Raw genomic sequence first — 22,943 nt, forward strand, 5'->3', positions numbered from 1 at the left:
GAGAAATATGTTCATTTCAAATGCATACGCAGCCGATGCGCCGGTAAATGGTGCGGGTGGTACCATGGAACTGGTTTTCATGCTGGTCATTTTTGGTTTGATCTTTTACTTCATGATTTTCCGTCCGCAATCTAAGCGTGTAAAGGAACATAAGAACCTGATGAGCTCGCTGAGCAAGGGTGATGAAGTGCTCACTAGTGGTGGGATCCTGGGTAAGATCGCCAAGATCAGCGATGACAACGATTACGTGTTGCTGACGATCAACGAAACCTCAGAAATCACAATCAAGAAGGATTACATAGCGGCTGTTTTGCCTAAAGGGTCTATTAAGTCACTTTAAGTTGAAAGTTAAGTCACTTTAAGCCAAGAGGGCGATGGTGTGTTAAATAAATACCCAATGTGGAAGAACCTGATGGTGGCGTTGATCATCACCGTCGGTGCCTTCTACGCAATACCAAATTTATTTGGTGAAGATCACGCGGTGCAGGTCGTGGCCACACGTGGCGCGGAAGTTAATGTCTCGACTCAGAGTCAGGTTACTGACCTTCTGTCGGCGAAAGGCATCGCGGTGAAGCGTTCAGAGTTGGAAAATGGTCAGCTATTGGTGCGCGTTGCCGATGCCGATCAGCAACTGCTGGCGAAAGAGGCAATTGCCGAGGTACTCGGTGACAAGTATATCGTGGCGCTTAACCTGGCGCCGGCCACGCCTCAGTGGCTGGAGTCTATGGGGGGGAGCCCGATGAAGCTGGGTCTGGACCTTCGCGGTGGTGTGCACTTCCTGATGGAAGTGGACATGAGCGAGGCGATCCGCAAGATGACCGAAGCGAAAATTGCCGACTTCAGAACCGATCTTCGTGGTGAAAAAATTCGTTATGCGGGTATTCGCAATACCCCTAAAGGGATTGAGATCAAGTTTCGTGATGCCGAGAATTTAGCCAAGGCAGAACGATTCCTCAAGAGCCGCACTAACGAGATGGTGTTCGTCGATGCGTCGTCTGGTAGCGATTTCATGCTGCTGGCGAACATGAGCGAGATCTACCTCAAGCAAGTGAAAGAGGAAGCGCTGCAGCAGAACATCACCACCTTGCGTAATCGTGTGAACGAGTTGGGTGTTGCCGAGCCTGTGGTTCAGCGCCAGGGGGCGGAGCGCATCATCGTCGAATTGCCGGGTGTTCAAGACACGGCCCGTGCCAAGGATATCCTGGGTGCGACTGCGTCTATCGAATTCCACATGGTTGACGAGAAGGCCGATGCGGCGGCGATTGCAGCCGGTCGCGTGTCTCCAGGTTCGCAGATCTATGATCGCCGCGAGGGCGGTAAAGTGGCCCTGCATAAAGAGGTGATGCTTACCGGTGACCATATCCAGGGCGCACAGCCAAGTTTCGACGAGTATAGCCGTCCTCAGGTGTCTATTAACCTGGACTCTAAGGGTGGTTCTATCTTCTCGAACGTGACCAAGGACAATATCGGCAAGCCGATGGCGACCCTGTTCATCGAGTATAAGGATAACGGCGCCAAGAACCCTGACGGCAGCGTGAAGATGGATAAGATCGAAGAGGTTATCTCGGTCGCGACCATCCAGGCACGTCTGGGCCGCAACTTCGTGATCACCGGGCTTGACCACTCTGAAGCGCAAAACCTGGCGCTCTTGCTACGTGCCGGTGCCCTGATTGCACCTGTCTCTATTGTCGAAGAACGCACCATTGGTCCTAGCCTGGGTGCCGAGAACATCGACAACGGTCTGCAGGCGATGATCTGGGGTATGGCGGTCGTGTTGATCTTCATGCTGGTCTACTACCGCGGCTTTGGCCTTATCGCTAACCTGGCGCTGACGGCTAACCTGGTGATGGTAGTAGGTGTCATGTCTATGATCCCAGGTGCCGTGCTGACGCTGCCGGGTATCGCAGGTATGGTATTGACAGTCGGTATGGCTGTTGACGGTAACGTACTGATTTACGAGCGTATTCGTGAAGAGTTACGTGCGGGGCGCAGCGTACAACAGGCGATTCATGAAGGTTATGGCAACGCGTTTTCAACCATTGCCGATGCCAACATCACCACCTTTATGACGGCCTTGATCCTGTTTGCCGTGGGTACGGGCGCCGTGAAAGGCTTCGCCGTGACCCTGATGATAGGTATCGCGACCTCTATGTTCACCGCCATCGTGGGTACTCGCTCGATAGTTAATGCTATCTGGGGCGGTAAGCGCGTGAAGAAACTGTCTATTTAAGGGGAAGTTGACCATGTTCCAGATTTTATCAATTAAAGGCACGATCAACTTCCTGCGTCACGCCGTGGCCATTAGTGCGCTATCACTTGTCTTGGTGGTCGGCTCACTCGCTTCTTTGGCCGTGAACGGGATTAACTGGGGACTGGATTTCACCGGCGGTACCGTCGTCGAGATGGAGTTTAAGAACCCTGTCGATCTTAATAAGCTGCGTGCAGCCCTGACCTCTGACGAGACAGATGGTGCCGTGGTGCAGAACTTCGGTTCGAGCCGTGACGTGCTGATCCGTCTGCCAGTGAAAGAGGGCGTGAAGAGCGACCTGCAAGTCGAGCATGTGATGCAGGCTGCGTCTCAGGTCGACCCTAGCGTGACCCAGAAGCGTGTCGAGTTTGTCGGTCCTCAGGTGGGTAAAGAGCTTGCTGAGCAGGGCGGCCTGGCCGTCTTGGTGGCGCTGATCTGTATCCTTATCTATGTCTCTTTCCGTTTCGAATGGCGCCTGGCGCTGGGTTCGGTAGCGGCGTTGGCGCACGACGTGATCATCACCCTAGGTGTGTTCTCTCTGTTCCAGCTGGAGTTTGACCTGACCGTCCTGGCCGGTGTGCTGACGGTGGTGGGTTACTCACTCAACGATACTATCGTGGTGTTTGACCGTATCCGTGAGAACTTCCTCAAGATGCGTAAGGGCACTCCAGAAGATGTGGTGAACAACTCTATCACCCAAACCATGAGCCGTACCATCATCACCACGGGCACGACCCTGGTGGTGGTTGTGGCCCTGTTCCTCAAGGGGGGCACCATGATCCACGGCTTCGCGACAGCCTTGCTGATGGGGATCTTCGTGGGTACCTTCTCTTCTATCTATGTGGCGAGTTTCCTGGCGGTTAAGCTGGGGATCAATCGCGAGCATATGATGCCAGTAGAGATCGAGAAAGAGGGCGCGGATCAGGAAGCGCTGATGCCATAGGGCACAGACTGCCAGATATGTGTCATGAAAAAGCCACGGTTTCGTGGCTTTTTTATTGCCAAATTGGCCGGATCCCGACTCGACAATTGGTCAGTTTTAAGGCTAGGATGTTGAGCGAATATACCAATCACAGTAAATATGTGATCAGAAATAGCGCAGGAAAAACGCTTGAGAACAAAGCAGGATTTTTAGATAAGTAGTTATTCTACAATTAAAAATACTAATACAGTTATCGAGCGTTTTAACAAGCTAGCATGATAAATTATTTATTACGATTGGTATTAATCAATACACCTGATAATTTGCCAAAAAGAGCAAGCGTTGTAGGGGATAAAGATGGAAGAGCGCAGTAAGTTGGTGGCCGGAGGTAACTTGTTACAGGCCCATGCTTGGAAAGGGATGTTGGAGGCCTGCGGTATTGGGGTCGAACTGCGAGGCGAGGCCTTGCTAGGCGGTATCGGTGAGTTACCGGTTGACTTACAGGATGTCGAGCTGTGGGTTGCAGAGTCACAATATGAGGCGGCCAGGGCACAGCTGGAAACCCTCAACAGCGAGAGCCCTAAGTGGCAGTGCGTTAAGTGTCACGAGATAAACGAAGGTAACTTTGAACTCTGCTGGCATTGCAGCGCCGAGCGCAGCGAACAGCTCAGCTAGTAGTGCTTGCCGCTAACTTAGGCTTACTTTACTCTTGTCTTATTCTTAGTCGAGACAAGTCATTTAGATAATGCAATATTTTCCCATTTTCGCTCAGGCCGATGGGCTGAAGATCCTGATGATAGGGGCTGGCGAGGTTGCCAGCCGTAAACTTGAGCTGCTGTGTCGCACTCAGGCGCACATCAGGGTGATCGCCCCGGATGTCTGTGACGCCGTGATGGCCATGGCCACTCAGGGACAGATAGCCCTGGAGCAGCGTTTCGCCGAACTCGATGACCTTGAAGGGATAGACCTGCTCTATATGGCGACCAGCGATGAGCCGCTCAATCGTCAGTTTGCCCTGCAGGCCAAGGCGCAGGGGCTCTGGGTCAATGTGGTCGATGCGCCTAAGCTGTGTAATTTCATCACGCCCGCCATCGTCGATAGAGGACGTTTACAGGTCGCCATCAGCACCAGCGGCGCGGCGCCGGTATTTGCCAGAGAGCTCAGGGCGCGTTTGGAGACCTGGCTGCCAGCATCCCTGAGCGGACTGTTTGATTTCATTGCCGAGAAACGCACCGAGGTTCAAGACCGTCTGCCGGCGTTTGACCAGCGCAAGCTGTTCTGGGAACAGTTTTTCCACCTCAATGGCGACAGGTTCGATGAGCGTACGGACAACTATTTCGAGCAGGCGTTCGATACCCTATCGACCAGTGGCGAACTCTTGCTGCTCGATGCCCACACCCCCATAGATCTCTTGCCCCTTGCTGCGGTGCCCATGATGCAACGCCTCGACTGGCTCTGTAGCGATTTGGACTTGCCGCAGCGTCTGTCTGAGTTGGTGCGCCGTGACGCCGGACGTCAGCCCATGTTGTCGCTCAGCGAGTTGGCTGCCAGGTTAGAGAAGGGCGAACGTGTGATGGTTTATGGTGAATCAGAGACCATAGCCCAGCTGGTGGCCCATTTCCCCATGGCTAAACATCTGCGCCCGGGCGCATTGTAATGCTTCTGTTGCTCAAAGGGCGCCTAATTAGGGTAAACTAGGCGCTTTATTCTTAACGACTGAGCATTATGGCGCCCAAAGCAACCGTTTATAAAGTGCAGCTGCAGATTGCCGACATGGATCGTGGCTACTACCAGGATCATTCCCTCACTATTTCGCAACACCCGTCTGAAACCAATGCCCGCATGATGGTCAGGCTGTTGGCGTTTGCCCTGAATGCCAGCGACACCCTGGCCTTTAGCAAGGGGCTGTGCGTCGAAGGCGAGCCCGAACTGTGGCAGAAATCCTTAAGCGATGAGATAGAGTTGTGGATCGAGTTTGGCCAGAGTGACGAGAAGTGGCTGAGGAAGGCAAGTAGCCGCGCCGATAAAGTGTTGCTCTATACCTATGGTGGCCGCGCCGTGCCAATTTGGTGGCAGCAAAATGAGCAGGCGCTCAGTCGTTACCAAAATCTCGAGGTGTGGAATCTTCCCGAAGAGGCGGTGAAGGCGATGGGTGAGATGGTGACCCGTAACATGAGTCTGCAATATAACATCAGCGAAGGTGAGGTGTGGCTCTCAAACGACTGCGGCAGTGTACACATAGTCCCCGAGCAGCTAAAGGGATAAGCGTTAGAGGATACGCTAGCGCGACGATTACCGTACATAAGCCCTGGATAAAGGCATAAAAAAACCAGTCTCGCGACTGGTTTTTTACTGTGGGGGTTGTTTTAACGAAGATGTTAATTGAGGAGATTACGCCTCTTCGGCTAGCTCTTCTTCGCCGCGGCCCTTTGTCTTCACTATGATAAGCGCCGTGATAACTAGGGTGGCAACGATACCGGCAAGGGTCGATACCGTCATCGGCAGGCCTGCACCTAAGGTGGCCGAGTTGAGCAGGAAGCTGATGACCACTGTGGTCATGAACATGGCTGGCACGGTACAGATCCAGTGCAGCTTGTTATGACGCAGCAGGTAAGCAGAAGCGGTCCAAAGCATCATCACAGCCGTGGTTTGGTTAGCCACACCGAAGTAACGCCAGATCACACCGAAGTCAACCTGAGTCAGAATCGCACCAACCACAAACAGTGGGATGGCCAGCATAAGACGCTTAGGCAGCGCTGTCTGTGGCATTTTGAAGAACTCTGACAGGATAAGACGTGCAGAGCGGAAAGCGGTATCGCCAGAGGTGATAGGCAGAACAATCACACCAAGGATAGCCATGAATCCGCCGACCGCGCCCAGCAGGCCGGTAGAGGCTTCGTATACGACATTTGCAGGGTTACCCGCCATGCCGGCATTTAGACCTTCTACACCGCCGAAGAATGACAGGGCGATAGCACACCAGATAAGGGCGATGATACCTTCACCAATCATGGCGCCGTAGAACACGAAGCGGCCGTTAGATTCATTCTCGACGCAACGGGCCATCAGTGGAGACTGAGTGGCGTGGAAGCCAGATACGGCACCACAGGCGATGGTGATGAATAGCGCAGGCCAGAGTGGCATGTCGTTCGGGTTCAGGTTAGTCAGGAAGTCACCGGCGCTGAAACCTGGCAGCAGCGTGTGCTCACTAGAGACGATCAGGGCGATGGTCAGACCCACAGACATGAAGAGCAACAGGGCGCCGAAGAAGGGGTAGAGGCGACCGATGATCTTATCGACAGGCACGATAGTGGCGATCAGGTAGTATGTAAAGATGATGCCAAGGAACAGGCTAACATCCCAACCGGTCAATTTGCCTAGCAGGCCAGCTGGCGCCGAGATGAAGACCACGCCTACAAGCAGTAGGAGTATGATGGCGAACACGTTCATGAAGTGCTTGGCGCTCTTGCCCAGATACTTACCGGCAAGGTTTGGCACTGACTGACCATTGTTGCGCACCGACAGCATGCCCGAGAAGTAATCGTGCACCGCACCGGCGAAGATACAACCTATGACTATCCATAGCATGGCGGCAGGACCATAGAGGGCACCTAAGATAGGGCCGAAGATGGGGCCAACACCTGCAATGTTTAACAGTTGAATGAGGTAGACCTTACCTTTCGACATAGGCACATAGTCGACGCCGTCTGTCTTGGTAAAGGCGGGGGTTTGGCGAGCGGTATTGATACCGAACACCTTCTCAACAAACTTACCGTAGATGAAGTATCCGCCGAGGAGCAGGCCGACACAGATTAGAAACCACATCATAATTAGTACTCCCATTAAAAGTTAACAAGAGTGTAACCTGTCGGCAATTTTAGGAAACCGACATTTAGGTGAGTGGTCGAATAAGCGGATTAAGCGGTAAAATCGAGGCGGTAACTGTATTAGTGAAAGCCGAAGATCTGTTTCAGCGGCTTGAGGAAACGCCGCGACACCGGGATGGTTTTACCCGAGTGGGTGACCACCTCGGCGCCATTTTCCAGGATGAGGATCTCGCTGATCGCCTGTGGCGAGACCAGATACTGCTTATGGCAGCGTACCAGATCTGTCTTCTCCTCTAACACCTTGAGCGTCAGGTGAGTGTGCACCTGCTCCTGCGCCGTGGTGACATGGATGCCGCTGAGATCGCTAAAGGCGAACTCCACTTCATCGACATTGACCACCTTGAGACGATTGCCGCAGTAACAGGGAACATGCTCGAGCTGAGTCGGCAGCACGGCATCCAGCGGCTTTTGGTGTTGATCCCGGCGCACCCTTTCAATAGTGGTGGCCAGGCGCGCCTCATCGACGGGTTTGAGCAGATAATCGAAGGCATGATTGTCGAAGGCCTTGATGGCGTACTCGTCGAAGGCGGTAACAAACACCACCCTGGGCATGTTGTCGGGATCTAACATGGCGACCATCTCGAGTCCATTTACCTTGGGCATCTGAATATCGACGAAGATCAGCTGAGGCTTGAGCTTGCCAATGGCTTGCATCCCCTCGATGGCATTACTGCACTGGCCTATTACCTCAAGATCGGGATAGATCTTGAGTTGGTCGTAAAGGGCTTCGCGGGCAAAGGGTTCATCGTCGATTATTAAGCAAGTGATCACGCCATGGATTCCGTTTGTGCCGCATCGTTAAGCGGCAGAGTAATAATAACTTGGGTAAAACGGTCCTTCTCGCAGTTGATCTTAACGCCATAGAGGGGGCCAAACAGGCTCTGGATCCGCTTATGGACGATGGACATACCTAATCCTGAGGTGTCTGTATTGAGCTCTTCTCGATACAGACCTGCATTGTCTTTAACTTCCAATATTAATAAATCTTGCTCGGTTCTGCCACTGACCCAGATCTCGCCGGGCTCAAGCAGGAGTGATGTACCGTGCTTCACCGCATTTTCTATGATGGGCTGCAGGGTAAAGGCCGGCAGGCGGTACTGTTGCAATGCGGACGGAATATCGATATGCACGCTGAGTTTGTCGATAAACCTTGCCTTCTCTATGGTGAGGTAGGCGTCGATATGTTCTAGCTCGTCGCTGAGGGTCACCAGGCCCGTGGTGCGCTTGAGGTTGATGCGCAGAAACTGCGACAGATGTTGCAGCAGCTGTCTCGCCATCAGGGGATCTTTGCCTATGATGGCGGCGATGGTATTGAGGGCGTTAAACAGGAAGTGAGGGTTCACCTGAGCCTGCAACAGCTTTAGTTCGGCCTGGGTGAGCAGGCTCTGTTGCAGCTCATAGCGGCCATAGAGGATCTGGTTACTCATCAGCCTGGCGATCCCTTCTCCCAAGGTGCGGTTGATGTTGAGAAACAGCTTGTTCTTCGGCTCATAGAGCTTGATGGTACCAATCACCTCAGACTCACACCGCAGGGGGATAACCAGGCTGGAGCCGAGACGACACTGGGGCGAGATGGAGCAGGCATAGGGAGTCTCCACGCCGTCGGCGAACATGACGCAGTTCTGCTCTATGGCATCTTGGGTGATCTTAGATGAGATAGGCGTCCCGGGAATATGATGGTCATCGCCGATGCCGATGAAGGCCAGTAGCTTCTCTCTGTCGGTGATAGCCACCGCGCCGACGTTGGTCTCCTCCAATATGATTTGCGCCACCTTAGTGCTGCCCTCCTGATCGAACCCCTTGGAGAGAATGCCTACGCTGCGCTCGGCAATTTTCAGCGCCTTGGTGGAGAAGGCGGAAGAGAGCTTGTCGAACATGGTCTTCTGATCTCGCACCATACTCATGAAGAGAGCGGCGCCGATGGAGTTGACCGTCAGCATGGGCAGCGCAATCTGTTTGACCAGGGTCAAGGCCTCGCCATAGGGTTTGGCGATGGCCAGGATCAGTGCCATCTGTAGCATCTCGGCCGAGAAGGTGACCAGGGCGACCAGCAGTGGTGCATAGACCATCTCACTGCGGTTTTGTTTGCGCAGATAGAAGCCGACTATGCCCGCCGACAGCCCCTCTAGGGTGGTGGAGATGGCGCAGGCCAGATCGGTAAAGCCACCCATGCTGTATCTGTGCAGACCGCCGGTTAAGCCGACTAGGAAACCGGTTACCGGTCCGCCTAACAGGCCACCGAGCACGGCGCCCATGGCGCGGGTGTTGGCGATAGCATCGTTGGTCTGCTCGCCAAAATAGGTGGCCATGATGCAAAAGCCCGAGAAGATAAGATAGATGTAGATCTTATGGGGCAGGCGAGTGGCCGTCTCGGCAAACAACTTAAACAGCGGCGTCTTACTTAGCAGGTACACTATCACCAGATAGAGACACATCTGTTGGGTGAGCAGGAGGATCAGCGGCATAGCAACTTGGGTACTCGTGTAGGAGAGGCCTGAGTGATCTTCAGCATAGCACTGGCGCTGGTTTTAGGACAAGGGCGGGCTTTGCGTACGGGATCAAAGTTTCTCTCAATGAGATAGGTTATAAAGGGATATCTTTTTTATATCTTTTGGGAAGAGTATGTCAGATTCAATTCACGGCCATCAGGTGATGGAACTTATGCTGTCCTTGGGCCGCGCAGTATCAAAGAGGGAGCTGACTCAGCTCATGCATAACGAGTTTGGTGAGCATGCACGCTATCATACCTGCTCGGCCAGCGATATGGACGCCCAGGAGCTGATTGCGTTTCTCGAGCGTAAGGGCAAGTTTACCGAGTCGGCCGAGGGGATAGCCACCGCAGCCGATCGTATCTGTAATCACTAACTCATCGCTAGTCCTGGCTGAGCTCTATCAAGGCTTGTAGCTCGGCCTTAGATTTACCGGCAAATTCGGTGATCATCATACGGATCAGGCGAGACTTGGCCACCTTGCTCTCCTTCGCCAGCGAATTGAGCTGAGCTATGCTGGTCTCGGTCAGGGTAAAGGTGGCATGGCGAAAGATACGGCTCGCCTGCTTCTTCTGGTTGACCGTGGTATTAGTTTTGCGTTGTTTCTTGACGCGATTAGAGAGGCTAGGCTGACCAAACGCATAGTTGTTGGCATCCTCGATAAAATCTTCAACCGACAACTTTTTGCGTGGCTTAGATTTACGGCGTTTAAGATCAGTTAAGCTCATAGGAATTTTCTGGTGGTATCGCAAACAGTTCATCGGCGATAGCACGTATCTCGGCGGCGGCTTTTCCTTCCGGTTCGATTTCGATGACCGACGATCCTTGTTCTTCACTGTCATCATAGATGTTGCGGCTAAAAGTCACCGCGTCCAACACCCTGAGTCCGAATGATTCAACCACCTCCTTGGCCTCCAGTATGCGTTTATATTGGCTGGGCAGCGCAGGGCACTGGGTCATCACCACGGTAGCCACCATCTTAGGGTTGACCATCTTACAGGTGCTGAGCATATCTTCCATATGGGGGAGAGTCTTAAGATCCCGCCGCTTGGGCCTCAGAGGCAGTACCACATAGGTGGCTACCGACATGGCCGCACGCATGGCTAGGTTGTCCTGACCACCACAGTCGACTATCACATAGTCGAATCTTTGGTCTAACCCAAGAAGATCATTACGAATTTTACCGTAGAGTTGAATGCAGTTAATTGCGGGTAGGCTGGTATCCTCGTTACGGGCCTGGATCCAGTCTGAGGTGGTGCGCTGGGGATCACAGTCGACCATCAATACGTTGGCTTTGTATTTTTGAGTGATATGTACGGCGATATTTTGGGCCAGGCAACTCTTGCCCGCGCCACCTTTCTCACCCCCAACAAGCAGAATCATAGCGTGTCTCCCTCAAGCATTGGCACTGGTTTATGTCGCAGAACTTGTGCTGTTTAGTATAGAACAGAGTTATGGATACTGCCCGAACTCCTGTTTTTAGTTCACTGAAAAGGCTAAATAATTTGCATCGCAACCTGGAAACGATGTGGTGCACATTCGGTGCATCGACACACCTGGGCCTTGATACTGTTTTGCTTATCTGTGTTGGGATTGAAGGTGACAGTGAGCAGGTCGCCCAAAGTAAAAGCCTGCTTATATTCAATCAGCACACCACGACGCGCCAGATCCATACAGATGGCATCATCTGTGTGAACCACGTCTAAGCCATCTGTCCATGAGATCAGGATACGTTCGGCTTCCATGTCAACCCGCAGGGATTGACGGCGTTCTTCAAAATCTTCGTGGTTTTGATCCATCAGAGTTTTCCTTGCTGTTAGATATAGGGGAAAGCCTTTTAAACGTAGCACAGTTTATGTGGGAAATAATAGTTATAACAACATGAATAACGGTTAGTTATTTACAGCTGATGTTGAGTTTATGCTTGGTCGCCAAATGTAAAAAGGGGCGGCGCCTGCCGCCCCACAAATAGGCTAGTGATCGTCCTCTTTTCGAGGATAGGGGAGTTTTAGCTGTCCCCAGCGGATCACGATGACCGTACTGGCGAGCACCAGGGTAGAAACCGAGATGGCCAGAATACGCCAGTCTTCCATCCCCTTCATATCCAGAATCAGATAACGGGCCAGGGCGACGATGGCTATATAAAGCGGCATCCGCACCGGTAACTTACCGGACTCTGCGTAGTTGGCCACCATGGCCAGCACCTCGAGATAGATGAATAGCAGCAGCAGATCCGCCAGCGCGACCTCTCCCATCTTGATGATGTGCGCTATCTCTTGCCCTATGGCCACTATGGTGGCAATGGCGATGATAATTAAAACAAAATGTTCTATTGCTTTGAGGCTTTTAGAGCCATATTGCGTGTAGAGTTTTCCCATGAATAGCGCTCAATAATGTTTTTATAGATGGTAACAAGTATTGAGCGCTATGCCAGAGCCTGGATGTGATGCTTTTCACAAACTGACGCTTTGGCCTCTGTTAGGGACTTAGCCGGGTCTGCCATCAACCCTTGGGGTGAGCAGAATGGGGGCGTAGCAGACAACGAAGGTGCCAAAGGCGAAGATCCAGGCCACCAGGGCAACCGTGAGCCAAAGCATAAACTGCTGTGGGAACAGGCTTGCCAAGACACGGGTGATTGTCGAGATAAGGATAAGGGCGAAGGCGCCTGTCATTATCTTAGGTGGCAGCAGGTTGCGACCAGTATGGCCCAAGGAGACCCTGGCCATCATTGCCAGGATCATGCCGCCCAGTCCGCCTACCGTCATGGCGTGCAGACCGGCCGAGACGCTAGCGCCCATCGCGATTAGCAGCAGGCCAACCGGGATGCAGAGATAGCTCAGATGCAGCGACCAGAGTAGTGGTACGCCAAAGGTAGATTGCACGCCCCAACGAGACCAGCGTACCAAGAGGGTGATACCGGCCACGGCGGCGCACAGCATTACCGCAAGTGGCTGCCCCACGAGCATGGCGATAAAGAGTGCCATCAGGCTGATGAAGGTGAGCTTCTCCAGCCAGGAGATGTTGTCCGGGCGCTGCCACTGTGTGGCTCTATCGGTAAAGAAGGGAATTACCCGGCCACCGATGAGGGCCACTATGGTCACCATCAAGATGGTCGCACCGTGAAAGGCATGGGATACCAGCAGGCTGTTCTGGCTGCTCACACCGTAGTAGCTTAGGGCATTGGCCATGGTGAGCAGCAGCAAGATGGGGATGAAGGCAAAGTTGCGCCATTGCCTCACGGCGATCACCTGGCGGGCCAGCACCAGTGCCGCTGCTGGCGCGAACAGTAGATCCAGCATAGCCACGACCTCGAAGCTGCCCCATTGATTATTCGCGAGCAAGATGCGCGGCGCCAGCCAAAGCAGGAAGAGGGCGCCCAGTGGCCAGCCTTTGATGCTCTTCTGACCTGTCCAGGTTTGCGATGCGGTTAACAGGAAGCCTGCCACAATCGCCATCACGAAGCCAAACAACATCTCATGGCCATGCCACCACAGCGGATTACCGTGGGGGGTAAAGCCGAGACGACCGGTGAGAAAGCTGCCCCAAAGTGCTAAGGCAACAAGGCTGAACAGGGCGCCAAACAGGAAGAAGGGACGAAATCCCAAACGCAGCAGGGCGAGTTTGGGTTGGAGGTGGGCGGGTTCGTCTATGTTAAGCATACGCGTCTCAATAAATATCCGAGTAATTATGTCGGATATTATAAGGTGTAATTTATATGCATGTAAATAAGCGGTAGTCGCTTTTAACGAATACAGACTTTAAATCTGGGTATTGACGGCGACTAATACCAAGCACAGTCAGTATGTGATCAGAAATAGCGCAGGAAAAACGCTTGAGAACAAAGCAGGGTTTTTAGATAAGTCATTATTAAACAATTAAAAATACTGATGTCGTCATTGAGTGTTTTAACAAGCTAGCATGATCAATTATTTATTACGATTGGTATAAGGGCGGCAGTCGTCTTACGGGGCCTTATAAGCGTACTTGCTACTTTATAGGCGGCTGGCAGGGTTAAAGCAGCTGGCAGGTATACAGTTAAAGCCGATGGTTTCACGAACCCAAGAATCGCTGGCGAAACCTGAAAACGATGTCAACAAAAAGCGTAAAAAATCAGGCATTAAAAAACCGCCCCTAAATTATACACAGTAACCTAAAGGGCGGTTTTAACAGAGTGCGATTAATTCCGGGATTAACGCTTAAGGGCATCGCTCAGCAGAGGGCGGAAGCTCTTCACCATAGCGACGGTTGCCTTAGGGCTACCTGCGATGATGTTGCCTGAACCCATGTAGCCGTGGTTACCGGTAAAGTCGGTGACGGTACCGCCGGCTTCACGAACCAGCAGATCGCCAGCGGCGATGTCCCATGGCTTAAGACCGATTTCGAAGAAGGCGTCCATACGACCGGCTGCTACGTAAGCCAGATCCAGGGCGGCAGAACCTGCACGGCGTAGATCGGCACACTGGCTGAAAGTAGAGGCCAGCAGCTTCATGTATGTTTCTGAGTGTTGCTTCGCCTTGAATGGGAAGCCGGTACCTACGATGGCGTCGCTAAGATCGTTTGCTTTGCTCACGCGGATACGGAAATCGTTTAGCTTGGCGCCTTTACCGCGCACGGCAGTGAACAGCTCGTCACGAACAGGATCGTAGACGACGGCAACTTCGGTTTTGCCTTTGTGTTGTACGGCGATAGAAACCGCAAAATGAGGGATGCCTCTAACAAAGTTGTTAGTGCCATCCAAGGGATCGACAATCCACATGTAGTCGCTGTTTTGACCCTTATTCTCACCATTTTCTTCACCGACAATGGTGTGGTCCGGATACGACTTGCGGATTTGATATGTAATGGCAGCTTCAGCTTCTTTATCTACGTTAGTCACGTAGTCATTGATACCTTTTGCGCTAACTTCTACACGGTCGAGTTCGGTATAGGCACGCATAATTGTTTGGCCGGCAGCGCGAGCGGCGCGCACAGCGATGGTCTGCATCGGATGCATTACAATCCCCTGGATGTTAAAGAACAGATATAAATAATCGGCGCGTATTATACGCTTTTCAAGCGTTATATCAAATATAGATTTTTATATTAAGGGATCCCCTTACGCTGTGATACCATCAATCCACTGTTCTATAGAAAGAAATCAAACTTGTTTCATGCTTAGCAATATTCGTGTCGTTCTCGTAGGAACCACTCATCCAGGTAATATAGGTTCAACCGCCCGTGCCATGAAAACCATGGGGCTTTCCACACTTTATCTCGCCGAGCCCAAGGTGGCACCCGATGGCCAGTCTGTCGCGCTCGCCGCCGGGGCGTCGGATATCCTTAAGCATGCGGTGACCGTCGACTGTTTGGAAGACGCTATTGCCGATTGCAGCCTAGTGATCGCCACCAGTGCCCGCAGCCGTACTCTGGACTGGCCCATGCTGGATCCTCGTCAGGCGGGTGAAAAACTCGCCAGCGCCGCCGTTAGTGGCCCGGTGGCCATCGTCTTTGGTCGTGAAAGCAATGGCCTGAGCAATGATGAGCTGCAAAAATGCAACTATCATGTGAGCATACCCGCCAATCCAGAATATACCTCGCTGAATCTGGCTCAGGCGGTGCAGATCATCTGTTATGAGGCGCGCGTGGCGCACCTCAACATGGATCCCGAGACGGTGGAAGAGCAGGCGTATCCGCTGGCCAAGGAGCAGGAAAACTTCTTCGTTCATCTGGAGAAGACACTGCTCTCGACCGGATTTATCATCAAGCAGCATCCGGGGCAGGTGATGACCAAGCTGAGACGACTCTTTAGCCGGGCGAGGATCGAGAGCCAGGAGATGAACATCCTGCGTGGTATCCTGACCTCGGTAGATAAAAAGGTCGCATTGGCCCAGCAGGCCACAAAAGACGTGCAGTCAACGAAGGAAGAATAGAGCCATGGGCGTGATTTCCAGAATTAAAGATGACATAGCCTCCATCTACCATAGAGACCCGGCGGCAAACGGTACCCTAGAGATCCTGCTCAACTATCCAGGGATGCAGGCGATTTGGATCCACCGTGTCAGCCATAAGCTTTGGAAGGCCAAGTGGTGTCTGACGGCGCGCATGATCTCTACCTTCTCACGCTGGTTAACCGGCGTGGAAATTCATCCGGGCGCCACCATAGGCGACCGTTTCTTTATCGACCATGGCATGGGCGTGGTGATCGGTGAGACAGCCGAAATCGGCAACGACTGTACCCTATACCATGGCGTTACCCTTGGGGGCACGACCTGGCAGGCGGGTAAACGTCACCCGACCCTTGGCAACAATGTGGTCGTGGGCGCCGGCGCCAAGATCCTCGGTCCCATCACCATGCACGATGGGGCACGTGTGGGCTCTAACTCAGTGGTGGTCAAAGAGGTGCCAAAAGACACCACTGTGGTGGGGATCCCCGCCCGAGAGGTGGCCAGGCCTAGCGATGAGGCTAAGGAGCATGCTCAGCGCCGCTCCGAGATGGCCAAGAAATATGGCTTCGATGCCTATGCGGTCTCGCCCGATAATCCCGATCCTGTGGCCAATGCCATCGGCAAGGTGCTTGACCATATGCACCTGATGGACTCTAAGGTGCAAGAGGTGTGTCAGGCCGTGCAGAGCATGGGCGGCAGCGTCTGTACCGAAAGGCTTCCCGAGCTCGAAGTGGGCGAATTTAGCGACGCCGAGCAGGCCGCCGCCGAGAAACGCCAGCAGGCGATAGATGAGTTTGATCCCATTATTTAATAAAGAGTGAGATTTATTGCCCTCTGAGCGTTGAATCTTTGTCTTGAAACAGGTTAAATACCCCAGCAACGAAGCAGGGTATTTCCTGTTTCCGATAACGCCCTTAATACCTGACTAAACTGCTAAGGTTTATACTTGACTAAAATGGTCAAGTATGATTGAATTGACCTAAGCATTTTAGAGAGCAGTGGTAGCTATGAAACTAACTTCAAAAGGTCGGTATGCGGTAACGGCAATGTTAGACGTTGCAATGCATTCTACTTCTGGCCCGGTCCCATTAGCTGACATCTCCGAGCGTCAGGGAATCTCTCTTTCCTATCTTGAACAACTCTTCGCTAAATTACGTAAGCATGGATTAGTGTCCAGTGTCAGAGGACCTGGCGGCGGTTATCGTCTCGGCTTCGACGCCAGTGATATCTCGGTGGGCATGGTCGTAAGGGCGGTAGATGAGTCGGTCGACGCCACACGTTGTCAAGGTTTGGGAAATTGTCAGAGCGGTACAAGATGTTTAACCCATTCGCTCTGGGGCGATTTGAGCAAACAGATTTCAGATTTTTTAAATGGCATTAGCCTTGCGGGTCTGATGAACAAGCGAGATGTGCAATTTATCTCAATCAAGCAAGACAAGATGCAACAGGAACAAAGAGTAACCCTATAAGTTAACTTTGTTATTAATTATTACTATATGTACGTGGTTAAGTGGTCGCGCCATGACTACTCAGTACGGAGTGTGAGATGAAGCTTCCTATTTATTTAGATTATGCTGCGACGACGCCGGTCGATCCGCGCGTAGCAGAGAAAATGATGCAATATATGACGATGGACGGGATTTTTGGTAACCCCGCGTCACGTTCTCACCGTTACGGCTGGCAGGCCGAAGAGGCGGTGGATATCGCCCGTAACCAGGTGGCCGAGCTGATCAACGCCGATCCTCGTGAGATCGTCTTTACCTCGGGCGCGACCGAGTCTGACAACCTGGCTATCAAAGGTGTTGCGCATTTTTATTATAAGAAAGGCAAGCACATCATCACCAGCAAGACAGAGCATAAGGCTGTGCTGGACACCTGCCGTCAGCTAGAGCGTGAAGGCTTTGAAGTGACCTACCTTGAGCCTGAGTCAAACGGCATCATCCCTATCGAAAAGATCGAAGCGGCGATGCGTGAAGACACTATCCTGCTCAGCCTGATGCATGTAAACAACGAGATCGGCGTGATTCATGATATCGACGCCATCGGTGAGCTTTGCCGTGCCAAGAAGGTGATCTTCCATGTAGACGCGGCGCAAAGCGCAGGCAAATTGCCTATCGACCTGCAGAAGACCAAGGTCGACCTGATGTCTATCTCGGCCCATAAGATGTATGGCCCTAAGGGCATCGGCGCCCTGTATGTGCGTCGTAAGCCACGTATTCGTCTGGAAGCGACCATGCACGGTGGCGGACACGAGCGCGGCATGCGTAGCGGTACCCTGGCGACTCACCAGATTGTGGGCATGGGTGAAGCGGCAGCCATTGCCAAGGCCGACATGGAAAGCGACAACGCCCGTATCCGTCGTCTGCGCGACAGACTGTGGGACGGCATCAAGCATATCGAAGAAACCTATATCAACGGTGATGCAGAGCAGAGATACTGCGGCAGCCTGAACGTCAGCTTTAACTTCGTCGAAGGTGAGTCTTTGATGATGGCGCTGAAAGATCTGGCTGTTTCATCTGGTTCTGCCTGTACCTCAGCAAGTTTAGAGCCTAGCTATGTGCTTCGTGCATTAGGATTAGACGATGAAATGGCGCACAGCTCAATCCGTTTCTCTATCGGTCGTTTCACGACGGAAGAGGAGATTGACCATGCGATCGAGACCATTACCAAGTCTATCGGTCAGTTGAGAGAGATGTCTCCATTGTGGGAGATGTTCAAAGATGGTGTAGACCTGTCAAAAGTGCAGTGGGCACACCATTAATCCGGCCGATAAACGAATAGAGATTGGAGCAGAATCATGGCTTACAGTGAAAAAGTAATAGATCATTATGAGAACCCGCGTAACGTAGGTTCATTCGACAAGAACGACCCTTCAGTCGTGACCGGCATGGTAGGCGCGCCTGCCTGCGGTGACGTCATGAAGCTTCAGCTGAAGATCGACGAGCAAGGCATCATCGAAGACGCCAAGTTTAAGACTTACGGCTGTGGTAGCGCTATCGCGTCTAGCTCTCTGGTCACCGAGTGGGTGAAGGGCAAGACGATTGAAGAAGCACAAGCGATTAAAAATACGGATATTGCTGAAGAGCTTGCCTTACCGCCTGTAAAAATCCACTGCTCAATCTTGGCTGAAGACGCCATCAAGGCAGCGTTAGACGAATACAAGGCTAAGCACGAAAAGTAATAGTCGGAGTAATAATGGCAATAACGATGACACCGGCGGCGGCCGAGCGAGTAAGAAGTTTCTTGGCTAACCGCGGTAAAGGTATCGGATTACGTTTGGGACTGAAGACGTCCGGCTGCTCCGGCATGGCATACGTGCTGGAGTTCGTCGACGAACTCAATGATGACGATGAAGTTTATGAGATCGAAGGGGTGAAAATCATCATCGATGCCAAGAGTTTCATCTACCTGCAAGGGATCGAGTTAGATTTCGTCAAAGAGGGACTCAACGAGGGCTTCCAGTTCAACAACCCCAATGCGAAAGGGGAGTGTGGCTGCGGCGAGAGCTTTACCGTTTAGCGAGCGAATCGAGATACATGAACTATTTTGAGTTGTTTAGTTTATCGCCATCGTTTGAGCTAGATACCGCTTTGCTTTCAGAGCGGTATCGCGAGCTGCAGCGTGCGGTGCACCCTGATAAGTTTGCCAATGCCAGCGAGCAGGACAAGCGTCTGGCCGTGCAGCATACCGCCCAGGTTAACGATGGCTATAACACCCTGAAACATCCCATCTCGCGCGCCGAGCACATGCTCAGCCTCAAGGGGATCGACCTCAGCCACGAATCCACCACGGTTAAAGACACTGGGTTTTTAATGCAGCAGATGGAGTGGCGCGAGGCCCTGGAGGAGATCAGCGACAGCGATGATCCCGACGAGGCGATCGAGCACCTGCATCAATCCTTTGGCGAGTATCGCGGTGAGATCACTTCGCAGCTGGCACAAAAGATAGGCAGCGACGAGTCTTCAACCCTGGAGCAGGCCGCCGATCTGGTGCGTAAACTCAAGTTTATGGATAAGCTGCAGGCGGAACTCGAGCGAGCCGAAGACGCTCTCTTTTAAGCGCGAACATTTTTTATGGCTCTGTCGTCGATTGAGGTCGATTGAGCCTTTTATTTTTTTAAGTTGGAAAGATATGGCACTTTTGCAGATCGCTGAACCCGGACAGAGCGCCGCGCCGCACCAGCACAGGCTGGCGGTGGGCATTGACTTAGGTACTACCAACTCCCTAGTGGCTGCCGTGCGCAGTGGTGTTGCCGATACCCTGGCCGACGAATCAGGCCGTCACGCCCTGGCTTCCGTGGTGCGTTACAGCGAAGATGGGGTGCAGGTCGGCGTGGATGCCGAGCGTTTCTCTGCCCAAGACCCACTCAATACCGTGGTCTCTGTTAAGCGTTTCATGGGGCGCAGCCTGAGTGATATCCAGGCCAAGGATGCCTCGCTACCTTATAATTTCTCTGCCAGCGAAAACGGCTTGCCGCTCTTTAATACCCGGGCCGGTCAGTTCAACCCTATTCAGATTTCTGCCGATATCCTAAGACCCTTAGTTGATCGCGCCGAGAAGACCCTAGGGGGTTCCTTAGAAGGTGTGGTCATCACAGTGCCGGCATACTTCGATGACGCTCAGCGTCAGGGTACCAAAGAGGCGGCCAGCCTACTTGGGGTCAAGGTGCTGCGTCTGCTCAACGAGCCGACGGCGGCAGCCATCGCCTACGGGCTGGATTCGGGGCAGGAAGGGGTGATCGCCATCTATGACTTGGGCGGCGGCACCTTCGATATCTCTATTCTACGTCTTAACAAAGGGGTGTTCGAGGTACTGGCTACCGGCGGTGATTCCGCGCTGGGCGGCGACGATTTCGACCATGCCTTGGCGGATCATCTGCAGCAGAGCTGGCAACTGGCCAGCCTCAGCGCCAGCGAGCGCCGCGCCCTGCTCATCGAGAGTCGCCGGGTGAAAGAGGCGTTGACCGAGCAGGCAAGTGTTACCGCGAGCCTGACACTGGCGGCGGGAGAAGTATTTGAGCAAGTGGTCGACAAGGCGCAGTTCGATGCCCTGATCGAGCCCTTGGTGAAGAAGACCATCGCCAGTTGCCGCCGCGCGCTACGCGATGCCGGTATCAGTGCCGATGAAGTGCTGGAAACCGTGATGGTTGGCGGCTCGACCCGCGTGCCTCTGGTACGTGAGCGCGTCGAAGGCTTCTTCGGTAAGGCGCCGCTGACCTCGATCGATCCCGACCGTGTGGTCGCCATCGGCGCCGCGATTCAGGCCGACATCTTGGTGGGCAACAAGCCAGAGTCTGATCTACTGCTATTGGATGTGATCCCGCTGTCGCTGGGTATCGAAACCATGGGTGGCCTGGTTGAGAAGGTGGTGTCTCGTAACACCACGATTCCGGTTGCCCGCGCCCAGGAGTTTACCACCTTTAAGGATGGCCAAACTGCCATGGCATTTCATGTGGTGCAGGGCGAGCGTGAGCTGGTGGCCGATTGTCGCTCGCTAGCCCGTTTTACCCTCAAAGGCATTCCGCCTATGGCGGCCGGCGCGGCCCATATTCGTGTTACTTTCCAGGTCGATGCCGATGGTTTGCTTAGCGTGACCGCCATGGAGAAATCATCTGGCGTTCAGGCCAGCATTCAGGTTAAGCCTTCCTTCGGTCTGACCGACGAAGAGATCGGCACCATGCTTAAAGATTCGATGGCCCATGCCAAAGAGGATATCGAGCGTCGCATGTTGGCTGAGCAGCAAGTGGAGGCGGCCAGGGTACTAGAATCCCTGTCGGCGGCACTGGCTAAAGATGGCAATCTGCTTGATGAGGCAGAAGCGGCAACGATTCAGGCGGGAATGGCCAATCTGGCGCAGGTGGCGAGCCAAGCCGATACGGACGCCATCGAGAAGGCAATTGCTGCGCTGGACGATGCCAGCCAAAGCTTTGCCGCGAAACGTATGGATAATTCCATTCGATTGGCGCTCAAGGGCCAGTCGGTTGACAATATATAGGTAACAATATGCCTCAAATAGTTTTTTTACCCAATGAAGAGTTATGCCCGGACGGCGCAGTAGTCGAGGCCCAGGTGGGCGAGACTGTGCTGGACGTGGCGCTGCGTAATGGCATCAGCATCGAACATGCCTGTGAGAAATCCTGTGCCTGTACCACTTGTCATGTGATCATCCGTGAAGGCTTCGATGAGCTGGAAGAGAGCGATGAGCTCGAAGATGACATGCTGGATAAGGCCTGGGGCCTGGAGCCTGAGAGCCGCCTGTCGTGCCAGTCTAAGGTGCCCGACAGCGATCTTGTGGTCGAGATCCCTAAATACACCATCAACATGGTGAGTGAAGGTTAAGCCTGACTAACAGTGCGCTGCACAGTGAAAGAAAGCCGGTTCATCAGACCGGCTTTTTTGATCCCCCAATTCGCCGAGGGACTAAACTTAAGGGAGAGTTTTCAGCGATAGAGGTAAGACAATGAAATGGATAGACTCTCTCGATGTCGCACTCAGTCTGCTTGAGGCACATCCCGATGTGGATCCTGCCAAGATCCGCTTTACCGATCTGCGGGAGTGGCACTCGATGAGTTTGACGACGACCCCAATCATTGCAATGAGCGGATCCTGGAGTCGATTCAGGCCTGCTGGATCTACGAGTATTGATGTTGCGTCGAGCTTTTTAGTATCGCCTTGACCCAAAGAGGATCAGGTTTGTGTTTGCTACTTTGCAAGCAGGATCGCGCCCAGCCTAGATGACGGTTTGATGAATGTCTCATTCATCTCGTTATAAAGGTAGGTTTTTCGGTTTTAATTTCGTATAATCCGCGCGAATTTTTAAAAACCTGTTTAATGAAGGAAGCTAGACATGGCTATCGAACGTACTTTTTCTATCATCAAGCCTGATGCCGTTGCTAAAAACCACATCGGTGCTATCTACAACCGTTTTGAAACCGCTGGCCTGAAAATCATCGCTTCTAAAATGGTTCACCTAAGCAAAGAACAAGCTGAAGGCTTCTACGCCGAGCACAGCGAGCGTCCTTTCTTCGGCGCGCTGGTTGAGTTCATGACTTCTGGTCCTATCATGGTTCAAGTACTAGAAGGCGAAAACGCTGTTCTGGCTAACCGTGAGATCATGGGTGCAACTAACCCAGCAGAAGCGGCTCGTGGCACTCTACGTGCTGACTACGCAGACAGCATAGACGAAAACGCCGTTCACGGTTCAGATGCACTGACTTCTGCAGAGCGTGAAATTGCTTACTTCTTCAGCGCTGAAGAACTTTGCCCACGTACTCGTTAATACGAGTCTGATGCAAAACACGCGAAAAGGAGCCTTAGGGCTCCTTTTTTGTGCCCGCCATTTACGGCAAAATAGTAAGGCAAAATAGCCCGAGTCATACCAATCACAGTAAACATGTGATCAGAAATAGCGCAGGAAAAACGCTTGAGAACAAAGCAGGATTTTTAGATAAGTAGTTATTCTACAATTAAAAAT

Annotated in this window: 26 protein-coding genes and 1 pseudogene; 18 read left to right on the forward strand and 9 right to left on the reverse strand. The window is 52.7% G+C overall.

Annotated elements, in window-relative coordinates:
- Positions 1-7 precede the first annotated feature (7 nt).
- The 6 genes from yajC (at position 8) to L1D47_RS10005 (ending at position 5,435) form a co-directional block, all read left to right on the forward strand.
- Positions 8-340, forward strand: a complete 333-nt coding sequence (yajC, locus tag L1D47_RS09980; protein WP_033539156.1) for a preprotein translocase subunit YajC — start codon at positions 8-10, stop codon at positions 338-340.
- Between the two features lie 39 nt (positions 341-379).
- Positions 380-2,230: a protein translocase subunit SecD gene (gene secD / locus L1D47_RS09985; RefSeq protein WP_239884529.1), complete on the forward strand. Its 1,851-nt coding sequence runs from the start codon at positions 380-382 to the stop codon at positions 2,228-2,230.
- 13 nt (positions 2,231-2,243) lie between these two features.
- Complete coding sequence (gene secF, locus L1D47_RS09990) at positions 2,244-3,191, forward strand: protein translocase subunit SecF (protein WP_239884531.1); 948 nt, start codon at positions 2,244-2,246, stop codon at positions 3,189-3,191.
- A gap of 336 nt (positions 3,192-3,527) precedes the next feature.
- Positions 3,528-3,845, forward strand: coding sequence for a DUF2007 domain-containing protein (locus L1D47_RS09995; RefSeq protein WP_041510940.1), 318 nt, complete (start codon positions 3,528-3,530; stop codon positions 3,843-3,845).
- Positions 3,846-3,915: 70 nt separating this feature from the next.
- Positions 3,916-4,827, forward strand: coding sequence for a bifunctional precorrin-2 dehydrogenase/sirohydrochlorin ferrochelatase (locus L1D47_RS10000; protein WP_239884533.1), 912 nt, complete (start codon positions 3,916-3,918; stop codon positions 4,825-4,827).
- A gap of 68 nt (positions 4,828-4,895) precedes the next feature.
- A complete protein-coding gene (locus tag L1D47_RS10005) occupies positions 4,896-5,435 on the forward strand; it encodes a YaeQ family protein (protein WP_239884535.1) in 540 nt (179 codons plus the stop codon).
- Between the two features lie 126 nt (positions 5,436-5,561).
- Here the strand turns inward: L1D47_RS10005 and L1D47_RS10010 are convergent, their stop codons facing one another.
- From L1D47_RS10010 to L1D47_RS10020, 3 genes are all read right to left on the reverse strand, one after another.
- The gene (locus tag L1D47_RS10010) at positions 5,562-6,998 is read right to left on the reverse strand and encodes a carbon starvation protein A (protein ID WP_239884537.1); all 1,437 of its coding nucleotides are present in this window, start codon (positions 6,996-6,998) and stop codon (positions 5,562-5,564) included.
- A gap of 119 nt (positions 6,999-7,117) precedes the next feature.
- Positions 7,118-7,828: a two-component system response regulator BtsR gene (btsR, locus tag L1D47_RS10015; protein WP_239884539.1), complete on the reverse strand. Its 711-nt coding sequence runs from the start codon at positions 7,826-7,828 to the stop codon at positions 7,118-7,120.
- Positions 7,825-9,522, reverse strand: coding sequence for a sensor histidine kinase (locus L1D47_RS10020; RefSeq protein ID WP_239884541.1), 1,698 nt, complete (start codon positions 9,520-9,522; stop codon positions 7,825-7,827). Before L1D47_RS10020 ends, btsR begins: the two co-directional genes overlap by 4 nt.
- A 157-nt stretch (positions 9,523-9,679) precedes the next feature.
- Between L1D47_RS10020 and L1D47_RS10025 the strand changes: the two genes are divergently transcribed.
- On the forward strand, positions 9,680-9,922 hold the full coding sequence (locus L1D47_RS10025; protein ID WP_239884543.1) for a YecH family metal-binding protein: 243 nt from the start codon (positions 9,680-9,682) through the stop codon (positions 9,920-9,922).
- A 7-nt stretch (positions 9,923-9,929) separates the two neighbouring features.
- On the opposite strand, the gene L1D47_RS10030 is transcribed toward L1D47_RS10025, so the two are convergent.
- From L1D47_RS10030 to suhB, 6 genes are all read right to left on the reverse strand, one after another.
- Positions 9,930-10,274 (reverse strand): hypothetical protein, encoded by a 345-nt coding sequence (locus L1D47_RS10030; protein ID WP_041510947.1) that lies wholly within the window; start codon positions 10,272-10,274, stop codon positions 9,930-9,932.
- Positions 10,261-10,929: an AAA family ATPase gene (locus L1D47_RS10035; protein WP_041510948.1), complete on the reverse strand. Its 669-nt coding sequence runs from the start codon at positions 10,927-10,929 to the stop codon at positions 10,261-10,263. The genes L1D47_RS10030 and L1D47_RS10035 overlap by 14 nt, the downstream gene beginning before the upstream one ends.
- 113 nt (positions 10,930-11,042) lie before the next feature.
- Positions 11,043-11,345: a PilZ domain-containing protein gene (locus L1D47_RS10040; RefSeq protein ID WP_041510949.1), complete on the reverse strand. Its 303-nt coding sequence runs from the start codon at positions 11,343-11,345 to the stop codon at positions 11,043-11,045.
- 174 nt (positions 11,346-11,519) lie between these two features.
- The gene (locus L1D47_RS10045; protein ID WP_011866120.1) at positions 11,520-11,924 is read right to left on the reverse strand and encodes a phosphate-starvation-inducible PsiE family protein; all 405 of its coding nucleotides are present in this window, start codon (positions 11,922-11,924) and stop codon (positions 11,520-11,522) included.
- Positions 11,925-12,032: 108 nt separating this feature from the next.
- Positions 12,033-13,205 carry an NnrS family protein gene (locus L1D47_RS10050; protein WP_239884545.1) on the reverse strand — a complete coding sequence of 391 codons (1,173 nt, stop codon included), beginning with the start codon at positions 13,203-13,205 and terminating at the stop codon, positions 12,033-12,035.
- 530 nt (positions 13,206-13,735) lie between these two features.
- Positions 13,736-14,539, reverse strand: a complete 804-nt coding sequence (gene suhB, locus L1D47_RS10055; RefSeq protein WP_041510950.1) for an inositol-1-monophosphatase — start codon at positions 14,537-14,539, stop codon at positions 13,736-13,738.
- Positions 14,540-14,696: 157 nt separating this feature from the next.
- Between suhB and trmJ the strand changes: the two genes are divergently transcribed.
- From trmJ to ndk, 11 genes and pseudogenes are all read left to right on the forward strand, one after another.
- Positions 14,697-15,455: a tRNA (cytosine(32)/uridine(32)-2'-O)-methyltransferase TrmJ gene (gene trmJ, locus L1D47_RS10060; protein WP_239884547.1), complete on the forward strand. Its 759-nt coding sequence runs from the start codon at positions 14,697-14,699 to the stop codon at positions 15,453-15,455.
- Positions 15,456-15,459: 4 nt separating this feature from the next.
- Positions 15,460-16,281, forward strand: a complete 822-nt coding sequence (gene cysE, locus L1D47_RS10065) for a serine O-acetyltransferase (protein ID WP_239884549.1) — start codon at positions 15,460-15,462, stop codon at positions 16,279-16,281.
- Positions 16,282-16,477: 196 nt separating this feature from the next.
- The gene (gene iscR, locus L1D47_RS10070) at positions 16,478-16,939 is read left to right on the forward strand and encodes a Fe-S cluster assembly transcriptional regulator IscR (protein ID WP_011866115.1); all 462 of its coding nucleotides are present in this window, start codon (positions 16,478-16,480) and stop codon (positions 16,937-16,939) included.
- A 77-nt stretch (positions 16,940-17,016) separates the two neighbouring features.
- On the forward strand, positions 17,017-18,231 hold the full coding sequence (locus L1D47_RS10075; RefSeq protein ID WP_239884551.1) for an IscS subfamily cysteine desulfurase: 1,215 nt from the start codon (positions 17,017-17,019) through the stop codon (positions 18,229-18,231).
- 36 nt (positions 18,232-18,267) lie between these two features.
- Entirely contained in the window at positions 18,268-18,651 is a 384-nt protein-coding gene (gene iscU / locus L1D47_RS10080; RefSeq protein ID WP_041510954.1) for a Fe-S cluster assembly scaffold IscU, read from the forward strand.
- A gap of 14 nt (positions 18,652-18,665) precedes the next feature.
- Positions 18,666-18,989 (forward strand): iron-sulfur cluster assembly protein IscA, encoded by a 324-nt coding sequence (iscA, locus tag L1D47_RS10085; protein WP_041510955.1) that lies wholly within the window; start codon positions 18,666-18,668, stop codon positions 18,987-18,989.
- A gap of 17 nt (positions 18,990-19,006) precedes the next feature.
- Positions 19,007-19,528 carry a co-chaperone HscB gene (gene hscB / locus L1D47_RS10090; protein ID WP_239884553.1) on the forward strand — a complete coding sequence of 174 codons (522 nt, stop codon included), beginning with the start codon at positions 19,007-19,009 and terminating at the stop codon, positions 19,526-19,528.
- A 73-nt stretch (positions 19,529-19,601) separates the two neighbouring features.
- Positions 19,602-21,464 (forward strand): Fe-S protein assembly chaperone HscA, encoded by a 1,863-nt coding sequence (gene hscA / locus L1D47_RS10095; protein WP_239884555.1) that lies wholly within the window; start codon positions 19,602-19,604, stop codon positions 21,462-21,464.
- A gap of 8 nt (positions 21,465-21,472) precedes the next feature.
- Positions 21,473-21,808, forward strand: coding sequence for an ISC system 2Fe-2S type ferredoxin (gene fdx / locus L1D47_RS10100; RefSeq protein ID WP_041510958.1), 336 nt, complete (start codon positions 21,473-21,475; stop codon positions 21,806-21,808).
- A 121-nt stretch (positions 21,809-21,929) separates the two neighbouring features.
- Positions 21,930-22,114: pseudogene (iscX, locus tag L1D47_RS10105) on the forward strand (Fe-S cluster assembly protein IscX).
- Between the two features lie 202 nt (positions 22,115-22,316).
- Positions 22,317-22,748: a nucleoside-diphosphate kinase gene (ndk, locus tag L1D47_RS10110; RefSeq protein ID WP_041510960.1), complete on the forward strand. Its 432-nt coding sequence runs from the start codon at positions 22,317-22,319 to the stop codon at positions 22,746-22,748.
- Positions 22,749-22,943: the final 195 nt, after the last annotated feature.

It is taken from the genome of Shewanella sp. Isolate7 (assembly GCF_022398425.1).
GTDB lineage: Bacteria > Pseudomonadota > Gammaproteobacteria > Enterobacterales > Shewanellaceae > Shewanella.

Excerpts from the sequence above, each read along its gene's own strand:
- yajC (WP_033539156.1), top strand. The coding sequence starts at position 8 with ATGTTCATTTCAAATGCATACGCAGCCGATGCGCCGGTAAATGGTGCG.
- secF (WP_239884531.1), top strand. The coding sequence starts at position 2,244 with ATGTTCCAGATTTTATCAATTAAAGGCACGATCAACTTCCTGCGTCAC.
- L1D47_RS09995 (WP_041510940.1), top strand. The coding sequence starts at position 3,528 with ATGGAAGAGCGCAGTAAGTTGGTGGCCGGAGGTAACTTGTTACAGGCC.
- L1D47_RS10000 (WP_239884533.1), top strand. The coding sequence starts at position 3,916 with ATGCAATATTTTCCCATTTTCGCTCAGGCCGATGGGCTGAAGATCCTG.
- L1D47_RS10005 (WP_239884535.1), top strand. The coding sequence starts at position 4,896 with ATGGCGCCCAAAGCAACCGTTTATAAAGTGCAGCTGCAGATTGCCGAC.
- L1D47_RS10010 (WP_239884537.1), bottom strand. The coding sequence starts at position 6,998 with ATGATGTGGTTTCTAATCTGTGTCGGCCTGCTCCTCGGCGGATACTTC.
- L1D47_RS10020 (WP_239884541.1), bottom strand. The coding sequence starts at position 9,522 with ATGCCGCTGATCCTCCTGCTCACCCAACAGATGTGTCTCTATCTGGTG.
- L1D47_RS10025 (WP_239884543.1), top strand. The coding sequence starts at position 9,680 with ATGTCAGATTCAATTCACGGCCATCAGGTGATGGAACTTATGCTGTCC.
- L1D47_RS10030 (WP_041510947.1), bottom strand. The coding sequence starts at position 10,274 with ATGAGCTTAACTGATCTTAAACGCCGTAAATCTAAGCCACGCAAAAAG.
- L1D47_RS10035 (WP_041510948.1), bottom strand. The coding sequence starts at position 10,929 with ATGATTCTGCTTGTTGGGGGTGAGAAAGGTGGCGCGGGCAAGAGTTGC.
- L1D47_RS10040 (WP_041510949.1), bottom strand. The coding sequence starts at position 11,345 with ATGGATCAAAACCACGAAGATTTTGAAGAACGCCGTCAATCCCTGCGG.
- L1D47_RS10045 (WP_011866120.1), bottom strand. The coding sequence starts at position 11,924 with ATGGGAAAACTCTACACGCAATATGGCTCTAAAAGCCTCAAAGCAATA.
- L1D47_RS10050 (WP_239884545.1), bottom strand. The coding sequence starts at position 13,205 with ATGCTTAACATAGACGAACCCGCCCACCTCCAACCCAAACTCGCCCTG.
- suhB (WP_041510950.1), bottom strand. The coding sequence starts at position 14,539 with ATGCATCCGATGCAGACCATCGCTGTGCGCGCCGCTCGCGCTGCCGGC.
- trmJ (WP_239884547.1), top strand. The coding sequence starts at position 14,697 with ATGCTTAGCAATATTCGTGTCGTTCTCGTAGGAACCACTCATCCAGGT.
- cysE (WP_239884549.1), top strand. The coding sequence starts at position 15,460 with ATGGGCGTGATTTCCAGAATTAAAGATGACATAGCCTCCATCTACCAT.
- iscR (WP_011866115.1), top strand. The coding sequence starts at position 16,478 with ATGAAACTAACTTCAAAAGGTCGGTATGCGGTAACGGCAATGTTAGAC.
- L1D47_RS10075 (WP_239884551.1), top strand. The coding sequence starts at position 17,017 with ATGAAGCTTCCTATTTATTTAGATTATGCTGCGACGACGCCGGTCGAT.
- iscU (WP_041510954.1), top strand. The coding sequence starts at position 18,268 with ATGGCTTACAGTGAAAAAGTAATAGATCATTATGAGAACCCGCGTAAC.
- iscA (WP_041510955.1), top strand. The coding sequence starts at position 18,666 with ATGGCAATAACGATGACACCGGCGGCGGCCGAGCGAGTAAGAAGTTTC.
- hscB (WP_239884553.1), top strand. The coding sequence starts at position 19,007 with ATGAACTATTTTGAGTTGTTTAGTTTATCGCCATCGTTTGAGCTAGAT.
- hscA (WP_239884555.1), top strand. The coding sequence starts at position 19,602 with ATGGCACTTTTGCAGATCGCTGAACCCGGACAGAGCGCCGCGCCGCAC.
- fdx (WP_041510958.1), top strand. The coding sequence starts at position 21,473 with ATGCCTCAAATAGTTTTTTTACCCAATGAAGAGTTATGCCCGGACGGC.
- ndk (WP_041510960.1), top strand. The coding sequence starts at position 22,317 with ATGGCTATCGAACGTACTTTTTCTATCATCAAGCCTGATGCCGTTGCT.